Source organism: Streptomyces sp. HUAS MS02 (assembly GCF_055702265.1).
Map to the genome: position 1 here is coordinate 7,603,685 of NZ_CM146747.1, position 11,778 is coordinate 7,615,462.

Sequence of the window (11,778 nt, forward strand, 5' to 3'; positions counted from 1 at the left end):
GGGGGCGCACGCGACCGTCCGAAGCGCGCGGCACCTGCGTATCGTGGACGTGGCAGGGCGAAAGGGCGGCGCGCGATGACCAACGACCACGACGGCGTACGGGAGTTGCTGGCCGCCTGGGCCGTCGGCGCGCTCCCGCCCGGCGACCTGCGCAGAGTCACCCCGCACCTGGACGCCTGCCCGTCGTGCGCGGCGGAGGCGGAACGCCTGCGCGACACGGTAAGACTGCTGGACGGATCGGCGGACGGGCACCCGGGCGGTGCGGTGAACGGGCAACCGGACGGCGCGGCGGCCGGGCACTCGGGCGGTGCCGTGGCCGGTCGCCCGGGCGTGGACGCGGGCCCGGGCGGTGGCGTGGGCGCGGGCGCCGACGGCGTCCTCTCGCTCGCCCTCCGCTCCCGCCGCCCCCGGGCCGCCGAGATCGCCCACCACGCGGCGCCCTACGCCGCGGCCGTGGCCGGACTCCAGGCGCTGGTACCGGAGGTGGAGGGCCGCTGGGGCGTCCCGGTCGTGCACGACTGGGACGCGCAGGCGACCGTCGCCCACCTCATCGCCGCCGACGAACACCTGGCCGTATGCCTGGGCGTCGACACAGGGCTGCCCGTCTCGCACATCCCGGAGCAAATCCCCGCCGGGGAGGCCTGGGCCCGGCGCACCGCCGACGTCATCGCCCATGAGCACCGGCGCACGCCCGCGCAGACGGTCGCCACGTGGGCCGCGCAGGCCGCCGCGCTGCTCGCCACCCCCGAGGCCGCCGACCCCGAACTCGCCGCCCGCCCCGTCACGGTGCTGGGCCTGCGGCTGCCGGTCGCCGACCACTTCGTGATCCGCGCCTTCGAGGCCTGGATCCACACGGACGACATCGGCCGGGCCCTCGGCCTCCCCGTGCCGCCTCCCCCCGACGAGCACCTGTGGTCCCTGGTCCGGCTGGCCGTCCGCATCCTCGGCCCGGCCCTGCACGACGCGCCGCCCGTCCTCTTCGAGGTCACCGGCCCCACCGACACCAGCTGGATCCTCGGCGACGACACCGGCCCCGTGCTCGCCGAACTCAGCCTGGATCCGGTCGACTTCTGCCTCCTCGTCGGCGGCCGCCACACCCCGGATGAGGTACCGAGGGGCATCACGGGCGACGAGGACGCGGCACGGAACGTACTGGAGCGGGCGGCGTCGTTGGCATGGCTCTAGAGAGGCGGGGCCGCGCAGGCATGCGGAAGGGGCCGGGCGGTCGCTCAGGTGTTGCGATCGCCCGGCCCCGTGAGGGGGACGGTGGACTCACCGCACCGGGGTGAAGTCCCGTGCGCCGATGAACTCCGGCCGGCGTACCGGCGCGGCGAACGGCTCCACGGCCGCGTTCTCCACGCTGTTGAAGACGATGAAGACGTTGCTGCGCGGGAACGGTGTGATGTTGTCGCCGGACCCGTGCATGCAGTTGCAGTCGAACCAGGTCGCCGAACCGGCCTTGCCCGTGAACAGCTTGATGCCGTACTCGGACGCCATGGCCGTGAGCGCCTCGTCGGACGGGGTGCCGGCGTCCTGCATCTGCAGCGACTTCTTGTAGTTGTCCTTCGGGGTGGCGCCCGCACAGCCGAGGAACGTCCGGTGCGACCCCGGCATGATCATCAGACCGCCGTTGGTGTCGTAGTTCTCGGTCAGCGCGATCGAGACGGACACCGTCCGCATGTTCGGCAGCCCGTCCTCGGCGTGCCAGGTCTCGAAGTCGGAGTGCCAGTAGAACCCGGACGCGCCGAAGCCCGGCTTCACGTTGATCCGCGACTGGTGGACGTAGACGTCCGAGCCGAGGATCTGCCGGGCCCGCCCGACGACCCGCTCGTCCCGCACCAGCCCCGCGAACAGCTCGCTGATCCGGTGCACCTCGAACACCGACCGGATCTCCTGCGACTTCGGCTCGACGATCGAGCGCTCGTCGGCGCGGATCGCCGGATCGGCGACGAGCCGCTCCAGCTCCTGCCGGTACACGGCGACCTCGTCGGGCTCGATCAGCTGCTCGACGGGGAGGAAGCCGTCGCGCTCGTACGCCTGGAGCTCGGCGAGGGAGACGGGGCCGGGCGTGCCGGGGGAACCCCAGACGACCGGGTCCTGACGCGGGACCGCCACCTCGGTGGCCCCACGGCTGGGGTAGAGGTCGGGGACGGTGGTGGCAGTGTGCGTCGTGGTGGTCGTGGTCATGGTGATGTCACCTGCTTTCTTGCGAGGAGGCCCCGGCGTCCGTGCCGGGACGGAATCGCCTCGGGGGTGTCGCGACGCGGAGCGTCGTCGTGTCAGGCCTGGGCCCGGGTTGGCCTTAGGCGCTGTCGGTATTGCCGGGATGACACGAACGTGTGTGCCTGTGGTCGCTGGTCGGGGTGGTGGTCGTGGGATCGGGGGGCGTTTGTGCGGCTGTCGTACGTATGGTCCTTCGCAGGGTTCGGGACGTGTCCCGGACGCGGGCTGTGAGGGGGCGAGATGACACAGGTGGGGGCGGCTGCGGAGGCGGGACATGCCCGTTATACGTACCGGCTTCGCGTGTCGTCCTCTGCCCATGCCGCGCTCGCGGCGGAGTGGGACCGATGCCGGTGGGTGTGGAACGAATGCGTCGCCAAGTCCAGGGCCGTGCACCTGCACAACAGGGCCACCGGCCAGAAGGCCACGTGCGGCCCGGCTCAGCTCGACAGGATGCTGACCGAAGCCCGGGCCCGTACGCCGTGGCTGCGTGAGGGCTCGTCGGTTGTCCAGCAACAGGTCATCCGCGACTTCGGCCGCTCCCGAGCCAAGGCACACAAGGACATCGGAGCGCGTCTGCCCATGGCACGCCGGGCGGGGATGCCCACGTACAGGAAGAAGCGCGAGGCGCTGCCGACCCTCAACTACACCAGGCGCGGGTTCCGGCTGAAAGACGGCCGGCTCCACCTGGCGGGCGGCACCGTCGTAGCGGTGGTGTGGTCGCGGCACCTGCCGGCGGAGCCGTCCTCGGTGCGCGTGTACCAGGACAGCCTCGGACATTGGTACTGCTCGTTCGTCGTCTCCGCCCAGGTCCAGCCCCTGCCGGAGACCGGCCACGTACTCGGCGTCGACTGGGGGGTGAAGGAGGCCGCGACCACCACGTCCGACGCGCACGATCTGCCGCACCCACAGCACGGCAGGAAGGCGCAGGCGAAGCTGACCCGGTACGACCGGATGATGGCCCGCCGTAAGCCGAAGAAGGGCAGGCCCGGATCGAAAGGCTACCGGGCGGCGAAGAAACTGCGGGCGAAGGCGCACAAGAAGGTCGCGAGGCAGCGTGAGGACACGGGGCGCAAGTGGGCCAAGAAGGTGGTCCGTGACCACGATGCCATCGCGGTCGAGGACTTCCGCCCGAAGTTCCTGGCCAAGAGCACCATGGCCCGCAAGGCCGCTGACGCCGCCATCGGCGCCACCAAGGCCGCTCTGATCGAGATGGGCCGCAAGCACGGACGGGACATCCGCCTCGTCCACCCCGCGCACACCACCATGGACTGCGCATCGTGCGGAGCGAGAACCAAGCACGCACTGCCTCTTTCGGAACGTACCTACACCTGCACCGCGTGCGGAGCCGTGTCCCCACGGGACGAGAACTCCGCACGTGTGATGCTCGTCCGGGCTGGTCTCAACCCGGCTGGCGCTGATGGCGGAAGACCTCCTGGAGCGCTGCTCCAGGAGGCGGCCTGAGCCAGGAATCCCCTTCCCTTCAGGGAGGGGAGGATTCAAACCTCCTCGCGCTCGGTGAGCAGCGGGTAGACGCCGTTCTCGTCGTGGTCCTCCCGTCCGGTCACGGGCGGGTTGAACACACAGATGCAGCGGAAGTCCTCCTTGATTCGCATCGTGTGCCGCTCGTGCCCGTCGAGGAGGTACATGGTCCCGGGCGTGATCGTGTACGTGCGCCCGGTCTCGTCGTCGGTCAGCTCGGCCTCGCCCTCGACGCACACCACGGCCTCGATGTGGTTCGCGTACCACATCGACGTCTCCGTGCCCGCGTAGAGGACCGTCTCGTGCAGGGAGAAGCCGACCCTCTCCTTGGCGAGGACGATGCGCTTGCTCTCCCACGTGCCGGACGCGGCTTTGACGTGCCGGTCGGTGCCTTCCAGGTCCTTGAAAGAACGGACGATCACGGTGCTGCGATGCCTCCTGGCTAGATGAATTCCCGTACGGGGTCGGATGGTTCGCGTCAGACGGTTTCCCGTACGGCGCGGGCGAGGACGCGCAGGCCCTCGTCCAGCTCGTCGGGGGTGATGGTGAGGGCCGGCAGCAGTTTGACGACCTCGCTCTCCGGGCCGGACGTCTCGATCAGCAGCCCGAGTTCGAAGGCCCGCTTGGCCACCCGGCCCGCGCGCTCCTTGTCGTGGAACTCCAGCCCCCACACCAGACCACGGCCCCGGTACTCCTTCACGTCGGCGAGGTTCTCCTCCGTGATGGAGATGAGCGCCTGCTCGATCTGCTCACCGCGCTTGCGGGTCTGCTTCTCCATGACGGAGCCGTCGGCCCAGTACGCCTCCAGGGCGGCCGTCGCCGTCACGAACGCGGGGTTGTTGCCGCGGAAGGTGCCGTTGTGCTCGCCCGGCTCCCAGATGTCCAGCTCCGGCTTGAACAGGCAGAGAGACATCGGCAGCCCGTAGCCGCTGATGGACTTCGAGACGGTGACGATGTCGGGCGTGATGCCCGCCTCCTCGAACGAGAAGAAGGCGCCCGTACGACCGCAGCCCATCTGGATGTCGTCGACGATGAGCAGCATGTCCTGCCGCTCGCACAGCTCGGCGAGCGCGCGCAGCCACTCCGGGCGGGCGACGTTGATGCCGCCCTCGCCCTGCACGGTCTCCACGATCACCGCGGCGGGCTTGTTGAGCCCGGAGCCCTGGTCCTCCAGGAGCCGCTCGAACCACAGGAAGTCCTCGACCGCGCCGTCGAAGTAGTTGTCGAACGGCATCGGGGTGCCGTGCACCAGCGGGATCCCCGCCCCGGCCCGCTTGAAGGCGTTGCCGGTGACGGCGAGCGAACCGAGGGACATGCCGTGGAAGGCGTTGGTGAACGACACGATGGCCTCGCGCCCCTTCACCTTCCGCGCCAGCTTCAGCGCCGACTCCACCGCGTTGGTGCCGGTCGGCCCCGGGAACATGACCTTGTACGGCAGGTCGCGCGGCCGCAGCACCAGGTTCTGGAAGGACTCCAGGAACGCCCGTTTGGCCGTCGTCGACATGTCGAGCCCGTGGGTGACGCCGTCCCGTTCCAGATAGTCGATGAGGGCGCGTTTGAGCACGGGGTTGTTGTGGCCGTAGTTGAGTGAACCGGCGCCGGCGAAGAAGTCCAGGTACGTGTGGCCGTCCTCGTCGAACATCCGGCTGCCCTGCGCGCGGTCGAAGACGGTGGGCCAGCCGCGGCAGTAGCTGCGCACCTCGGACTCCAGGGTCTCGAAGACGCTCAGGTCGGGCTGGGTGATGGTCACGTCGAATCGCTCCTCGGTGCGTGGGGGGTGAGGGGAGAAGGGGGAGTGGGGGTGCGGAGAAGGGGGCGGGTCCTCCGGCGGCGGGGATCCCGCACGGGCCTCGGGCGGAGCCCCCGGACGGACGGCGTGCTCAGGGGGACAGCGGGCCGATGCGGTGGAGCACCTCGGGCTGGTGCGGGCCGTCGGGGAAGTCCCCCGCCTCGAACAGGACCTTCCGCTCGACGCTCGCCCCGTGCCGTTCGGCGAACGCGGCGAACAGGCGCTCGGACGCGGTGTTGCCGGGGGTGATGGTGGTCTCCAGGGTGGTCAGGGGGTGCCGTCGCGCGACCCGGGCGGTGAGCCCGTCCAGCAGCGCGCCCGCGAGCCCCAGCCCCCGGTGCGCCTCGTCGACGGCCACCTGCCACACCAGCAGGGTGTCGGGCCGCTCCGGCCGCACGTACCCGGTCACGAACCCGACCGGCTCCCCGGACTCGTCCCGCGCCACCGCCGAGGTGTCCGCGAAGTCCCGGCACCACAGCAGATAGCTGTACGAGGAGTTCAGGTCCAGGGCTCCGGAGTCGCCGGCGATGCGCCACAGCGACGCGCCGTCCGACACGTCCGGGCGATCGATCCGAATCCCTTCCGCGATTTCCGTCAGTGGTTCTGCTTGTGCGGCAGTCATGGGGCTTGAATTTACCCATGGGAATTTCGAATTGCATCGCCGCGTGGGGTTACGTATGCGCCGTTCACGTGTTATCACGCGGGCGTGAGGGACCCCCGAACCACTGGTCGTTATGGTGGGTTTCGCCCGTAAATTACCGCACAAAACGGGCGCGTTGTGGAGTCGGTCACACGTACGTAACCCTCACGACTTCTGCTCGAATCGGCCCCACCGGTGTTCGCGAAATCTTTGCGTTTAGACGGGGGAGGAGCGGGCAGAAGAATACGGGATCCTGTTCTTCGAATTCCACCTGTATTTCTGCCGGAAAAGCCTGAGCAATTCCCCCGGTGCAGTGCAGCGCTCTTCTACTCCCAGGCCGCCGCGGCCGCCCGCCGGGCCCCCTCCAGGTCCACGCTCGCGCCGAACTCCGCCAGGGCCGCGCCCAGCCCCGCGAGGGCGGAGTGCACGACGCCCGGGGTGGCGTCGGGGCCGTAGTGATTCACCCGGATCATCTCCGCGGCCAGAGCCCCGCCGCCGGCGGCCAGCGGCAGCGCCGGATCCGTGGCCAGCGCCTTGGCGACCAGCTCGGAGGCGTCGACCCCGGCGGGCGCCCGCAGGGTCGTGGCGACCGGCGCGGCGTCGGCCGCCTCGCGCACGTACGGCTCCAGGCCGCCGCCCAGCGCGAGCGCTCCCGCCCGGGTCGCCGTGGCGGCGGACGCGTGCCGGGACATCAGGGTCTCCAGCCCCTCCGCCTCGATGCGTTCCAGGCAGGCCTCCAGGGCGAGCATCTCCAGCTGGGCGGGGGCGTGCAGAAGAGCCCGGCGGCCGCCGTCGATCCAGCGCTCCTTCCAGTCCAGCAGCGAGAGGTACGAGCGGCGCGGCGCCCGCGGGTTGGCTGCCATCCGCGCCCACGCCCGCTCGCTCACGGAGATCGCCGACACCCCGGCAGGCCCGCCCATCGCCTTCTGCGCCCCGATGACGCACAGATCGACACCCCACGCGTCCGGCAGCACCGGCTCGGCGCCGACGGAGGCCACCGCGTCCAGGTAGAACAGCGCCCCGTGCGCACGGACGACCTCGCCGATCTCCGCAACGGGGTTGGTGTTGCCGGTCGCCGCCTCCGCGTGGACCAGCGACACGAAGTCGATCGCCGGGTGCTCGGCGAAGGCGTCCCGGATCTGCCCGGCCGTCACCGCCGTGTGGAAGGGCACCGCCAGGTCGACGACCGTCGCCCCGCAGTCCCGCAGCCAGTTCCCGAAGGTCTGCCCGTACGGACCGGTGATCACGTTCAGCGCGGTCGTGCCGGGCCCGGCGGCCCCGCGGATCGCGCCCTCCAGCGGCAGCAGCGCCTCACCCTGGGTGATCACGACGTCCTGCTCGGTGGAGAGCAGCCGGGCCACCCGGTCCTCGATCGAGGCGAAGTGGGACGCGCTCAGCGGGGCCAGATCCAGAAACGGGTGTGTCACGGGGTGCTCTCTTCACCGACGGGGTAGATGGTGTCGAGGGTACCGACGGCACCCGTGCGCCCCTCACCAGCGACATCGGAGGCCAGAGTGCCCGGTAGCCATCGGAATAGTTTGAGCAGGCCAAAGATTTCCTTATCATCGGTTGTCTCAGTTTTCTCAGCAGGAGGTCTCCCCGTGAACTCGGTCCCCGGACGCCGGACCCGCATCCTGGCCGCCACCACCGCCGCGGCCGGACTGCTGCTCGTGGCCGGCTGTTCCTCGGACGACGGCGGCAGCGGCGGCACCAAGACCGCGGCCGGCGGGGTCGAACTGGTGAAGGCCGGTCAGCTCACGACCTGCACCCACCTGCCCTACCCGCCGTTCCAGTCCGAGATCGACGGCAAGGTGCAGGGCTTCGACGTGTCCCTGATCGACCTCGTCGCCGAGGACCTGGGGGTGAAGCAGGACATCGTCGACACCCCGTTCGAGAACTTCAAGACGGGCGCCTTCCTGAACTCCGGCCAGTGCGACCTCGCCGCGGCCGGTATGACGATCACCGAGGAGCGCAAGAAGAACGTCGACTTCTCCGACCCGTACTTCGAGGCCACGCAGGCCGTGCTCGCCGCCAAGAAGGCCGACATCCGTTCCTTCGCGGATCTCAAGGGCGACGGGGACTACAAGGTCGGGACCCAGGCACAGACCACCGGCGAGGACTACGCCAAGAGCAAGGGCCTCGACCCCGTCTCCTTCGAGTCCTCCGACGCCGTCCTCAACGGGCTGCGCACCGGCCAGGTCGACGCCGTCGTCATCGACTACCCGGTCGTCCAGGGCTGGCTCAAGGACGCGGTTCTCGCCGACGCCTACACGGTGGCCGAGCAGCTCAACACCGGCGAGCAGTACGGCTTCACGGTCAAGAAGGGCAACACCAAGCTCCTCGCCGCGATCAACAAGGCGCTGGCGGAGGCCAAGGCCGACGGCACGTACAAGGACCTGTACGAGCAGTGGATCGGCCCGTACGACGAGAGCGCCGCCTCCGCCTCCCCGTCCGCCTCATGAGCGTGACCGACCCCGACACACCGCTCCAGCCGAAACGCAAGGGCCTCAGCCGGAGCCGCAAGCGTGCCCTCTCCCGGGGCGCGCAGTACGCGCTGTTCGTCGCCGCCGTCGTCGCCTTCGCGGTGTCGGCGGACTGGGCCCGGCTGAAGAACCAGTTCGCCCAGTGGGACATCGCCGAGCAGATGTTCCCCGACGTCATCACGCTGGCCCTGAAGAACACCGTGCTGTACACGCTGTCCGGCTTCGTGTTCGGACTCGTCCTCGGCATGCTCATCGCGCTGATGAGGCTGTCGTCGGTGGGCCCGTACCGCTGGTTCGCCGGCGTGTACATCGAGATCTTCCGGGGCCTGCCCGCCCTGCTGATCTTTATCTTCATCGGCGTCGCCGTCCCGCTGGCCTTCCCCGGCACGGAGATCCCCGGCGGCACGTACGGCAAGGTGGCGCTCGCGCTCGGTCTGGTGGCCGCCGCGTACATGGCGGAGACGATCCGGGCGGGCATCCAGGCGGTCCCCAAGGGGCAGCTGGAGGCGGCCCGTTCCCTGGGGTTCTCGCCCGCCAGGGCGATGGTCTCGATCATCATCCCGCAGGCGTTCCGGATCATCCTCCCGCCGCTCACCAACGAGTTGGTCCTGCTCTTCAAGGACTCGTCGCTGGTGCTGTTCCTCGGCGTCACCCTGGAGGAGCGCGAACTGTCCAAGTACGGCCGTGACCTGGCCAGCACCACCGCCAACTCCACGCCGATCCTGGTCGCCGGCCTCTGCTACCTGCTGGTGACCATCCCGCTCGGCTTCGTCGTACGCCGTATGGAGGCGAAGGCCCAGGAGGCCGTGAAATGAGCGAGAAGTCTCTCGGCGACGGCCCCGAGATCCAAGTCCGGGGCCTGCACAAGTCGTTCGGCGACAACGAGGTGCTGAAGGGCATCGACCTGGAGATCACCCGGGGCGAGGTCGTCTGTGTCATCGGCCCGTCGGGATCGGGCAAGTCGACCCTGCTCCGGTGCGTGAACCTCCTGGAGGAGCCGACGAAGGGGCAGGTCTTCGTCGGCGGCACCGAGCTGACGGACCCCGACGTCGACATCGACGCCGTACGCCGCCGCATCGGCATGGTCTTCCAGCAGTTCAACCTCTTCCCGCACCTCACGGTGACCGAGAACCTCACGCTGCCGCAGCGCCGGGTGCTCAGGCGGGACAAGGCGACGGCGGCGAAGGTCGCGGCGGAGAACCTGTCCCGGGTGGGCCTGTCGGAGAAGGCGGACGCCTACCCCGCCTCCCTCTCCGGCGGCCAGCAGCAGCGTGTGGCGATCGCCCGCGCGCTGTCGATGGGCCCCGAGGTGATGCTCTTCGACGAGCCGACCTCGGCGCTCGACCCGGAACTGGTGGGTGACGTCCTGGCGGTCATGCGCATGCTCGCCCAGGACGGCATGACCATGATGGTGGTGACCCACGAGATGACCTTCGCGAAGGAGGTCGCCGACCGGGTCGTCTTCATGGACGACGGCGTGATCGTCGAGGACGGCACCCCGGCCCGGGTCATCGGCAGCCCGAGCCACGAGCGCACCCGCCACTTCCTCTCCCGCCTCCTGGACCCGGCGATGGCGGAGGTGGAGGAGGAGACCTCGGACCAGGTGGGCAAGGCCGAGCAGCCGGGTGGCTAGTCTGCGGTGCATGAGCGATGAGCCGGTGCTGCATGTGAAGGGCCGGGTGCTGGTCGGCCCCGAGGCCGTCCGCGACGAGCTGTGGGTCGTGGACGGCCGCATCACCTACGACCGTCCCGTGAACGCCAGGGACATCCGCACGGTGTCGGGCTGGGCCCTGCCCGGCCTGGTCGACGCGCACTGTCACGTCGGCCTCGGCCCCCAGGGCCCCGTCGATGTCGACGAGGCGGAGAAACAGGCCCTGACCGACCGCGACGCGGGCACCCTCCTCATCCGCGACGCGGGCTCCCCCTCCGACACCCGCTGGATCGACGACCGCGACGACCTGCCGCACATCATCCGGGCCGGCCGCCACATCGCCCGCACCCGGCGCTACATCCGCAACTTCGCCCACGAGATCGAGCCGGACGAACTGGTCGCGTACGTCGCCCAGGAGGCCCGGCGCGGAGACGGCTGGGTGAAGCTGGTGGGGGACTGGATCGACCGGGGGCTGGGCGATCTGGCGCCGTGCTGGCCGCGTGAGGCGGTCGAGGCGGCGATCACGGAGGCGCACCTGCTGGGCGCCCGGGTGACGGCCCACTGCTTCGCCGAGTCGTCCCTGCGCGACCTCGTCGAGGCGGGCATCGACTGCATCGAGCACGCGACGGGCCTGACGGACGACCTGATCCCCCTCTTCGCCTCCCGGGGCGTCGCGATCGTCCCGACCCTGGTCAACATCGCCACCTTCCCGACGATGGCGGACGGCGGCGAGGCCAAGTTCCCGAACTGGGCCGCCCACATGCGCCGCCTGCACGAACGCCGCTACGACACCGTCCGCAACGCCTACGACGCGGGCATCCCGGTCTACGTGGGCACGGACGCGGGCGGCTCCCTGGCCCACGGCCTGGTCGCCGCCGAGGTCGCCGAACTGGTCACCGCCGGAATCCCGCCGACCGAGGCGGTGGCGGCGACCACCTGGCACGCCCGCGAATGGCTGGGCCGCCCCGCCCTGACCGAGGGCGCCCCCGCGGACCTGGTGGTGTACGAACGGGACCCCCGCACGGATGTTCGCGTGCTGGGGGCCCCGTCGAGGGTGGTGCTGAACGGGCGGGTTGTCGGCTGAGGTCCTGCCGGATCACCTCCGGCGGGACCTCAGCTCAGGGGGCCGGGCTCCCTGTCTTCTGAAGCGCCGCACAGATCGCCCATCCCACAGCCTGCACGTTCTCGCTGTAGAAGCCGTATCTGTGGTGAAACGCCTCTTCCGACGAGCGATTCAAGAAGGCGAATGCCAAGGCGCCGTACAGGATGCGAAGGTCGGAGTGGCTCACGTGCACCTCGATATTCCTTCGGGCCTGGAAATCTGTCTCCCGCCCCCTCAGTTCGAGTAGTTCCGCCGAGGCTTCGCCGACCACGACGGCAATCACCTCCGGAGCGTGACTACCGCCGTATAGATCGAGAAGAATCCTCCTGACCAGCTCGAACTGAGTCGGTGTGAGGGAGAGGAGGTACCCGTCGTCCGAACTCCTGAGGCCGACTCTGCGGTACATCCGAT

12 protein-coding genes are annotated in these 11,778 nt (G+C 70.0%); 6 read left to right on the plus strand and 6 right to left on the minus strand.

Annotated elements, in window-relative coordinates; genetic code table 11:
- The first annotated feature begins 75 nt into the window (after window positions 1-75).
- Window positions 76-1,185: a maleylpyruvate isomerase family mycothiol-dependent enzyme gene (locus tag ACZ9QC_RS32745; protein ID WP_472916397.1), complete on the plus strand. Its 1,110-nt coding sequence runs from the start codon at window positions 76-78 to the stop codon at window positions 1,183-1,185.
- A gap of 87 nt (window positions 1,186-1,272) precedes the next feature.
- On the opposite strand, the gene thpD is transcribed toward ACZ9QC_RS32745, so the two are convergent.
- Window positions 1,273-2,187, minus strand: a complete 915-nt coding sequence (gene thpD / locus ACZ9QC_RS32750; RefSeq protein ID WP_472916398.1) for an ectoine hydroxylase — start codon at window positions 2,185-2,187, stop codon at window positions 1,273-1,275.
- Window positions 2,188-2,463: 276 nt separating this feature from the next.
- On the opposite strand from thpD, the gene ACZ9QC_RS32755 reads away from it, so the two are divergent.
- Window positions 2,464-3,684 carry an RNA-guided endonuclease InsQ/TnpB family protein gene (locus ACZ9QC_RS32755; RefSeq protein ID WP_472916399.1) on the plus strand — a complete coding sequence of 407 codons (1,221 nt, stop codon included), beginning with the start codon at window positions 2,464-2,466 and terminating at the stop codon, window positions 3,682-3,684.
- 35 nt (window positions 3,685-3,719) lie between these two features.
- Here the strand turns inward: ACZ9QC_RS32755 and ACZ9QC_RS32760 are convergent, their stop codons facing one another.
- From ACZ9QC_RS32760 to ACZ9QC_RS32775, 4 genes are all read right to left on the minus strand, one after another.
- Window positions 3,720-4,124 (minus strand): ectoine synthase, encoded by a 405-nt coding sequence (locus tag ACZ9QC_RS32760; RefSeq protein WP_472916400.1) that lies wholly within the window; start codon window positions 4,122-4,124, stop codon window positions 3,720-3,722.
- A gap of 56 nt (window positions 4,125-4,180) precedes the next feature.
- Window positions 4,181-5,452: a diaminobutyrate--2-oxoglutarate transaminase gene (gene ectB / locus ACZ9QC_RS32765; protein ID WP_472916401.1), complete on the minus strand. Its 1,272-nt coding sequence runs from the start codon at window positions 5,450-5,452 to the stop codon at window positions 4,181-4,183.
- Between the two features lie 130 nt (window positions 5,453-5,582).
- Window positions 5,583-6,113, minus strand: coding sequence for a diaminobutyrate acetyltransferase (gene ectA, locus ACZ9QC_RS32770; RefSeq protein ID WP_472916402.1), 531 nt, complete (start codon window positions 6,111-6,113; stop codon window positions 5,583-5,585).
- Between the two features lie 344 nt (window positions 6,114-6,457).
- On the minus strand, window positions 6,458-7,558 hold the full coding sequence (locus ACZ9QC_RS32775) for a pyridoxal-phosphate-dependent aminotransferase family protein (RefSeq protein ID WP_472916403.1): 1,101 nt from the start codon (window positions 7,556-7,558) through the stop codon (window positions 6,458-6,460).
- Between the two features lie 174 nt (window positions 7,559-7,732).
- Between ACZ9QC_RS32775 and ACZ9QC_RS32780 the strand changes: the two genes are divergently transcribed.
- From ACZ9QC_RS32780 to ACZ9QC_RS32795, 4 genes are read left to right on the plus strand one after another with little or no spacing between them, the layout of a single operon-like run.
- Complete coding sequence (locus tag ACZ9QC_RS32780) at window positions 7,733-8,593, plus strand: transporter substrate-binding domain-containing protein (protein ID WP_472916404.1); 861 nt, start codon at window positions 7,733-7,735, stop codon at window positions 8,591-8,593.
- A gap of 2 nt (window positions 8,594-8,595) precedes the next feature.
- A complete protein-coding gene (locus tag ACZ9QC_RS32785) occupies window positions 8,596-9,429 on the plus strand; it encodes an amino acid ABC transporter permease (protein ID WP_472921878.1) in 834 nt (277 codons plus the stop codon).
- Window positions 9,426-10,247, plus strand: a complete 822-nt coding sequence (locus ACZ9QC_RS32790) for an amino acid ABC transporter ATP-binding protein (RefSeq protein ID WP_472916405.1) — start codon at window positions 9,426-9,428, stop codon at window positions 10,245-10,247. The genes ACZ9QC_RS32785 and ACZ9QC_RS32790 overlap by 4 nt, the downstream gene beginning before the upstream one ends.
- 10 nt (window positions 10,248-10,257) lie before the next feature.
- The gene (locus tag ACZ9QC_RS32795; RefSeq protein ID WP_472916406.1) at window positions 10,258-11,349 is read left to right on the plus strand and encodes an amidohydrolase family protein; all 1,092 of its coding nucleotides are present in this window, start codon (window positions 10,258-10,260) and stop codon (window positions 11,347-11,349) included.
- Between the two features lie 34 nt (window positions 11,350-11,383).
- Here the strand turns inward: ACZ9QC_RS32795 and ACZ9QC_RS32800 are convergent, their stop codons facing one another.
- Window positions 11,384-11,773, minus strand: coding sequence for a hypothetical protein (locus ACZ9QC_RS32800; RefSeq protein ID WP_316729556.1), 390 nt, complete (start codon window positions 11,771-11,773; stop codon window positions 11,384-11,386).
- Window positions 11,774-11,778: the final 5 nt, after the last annotated feature.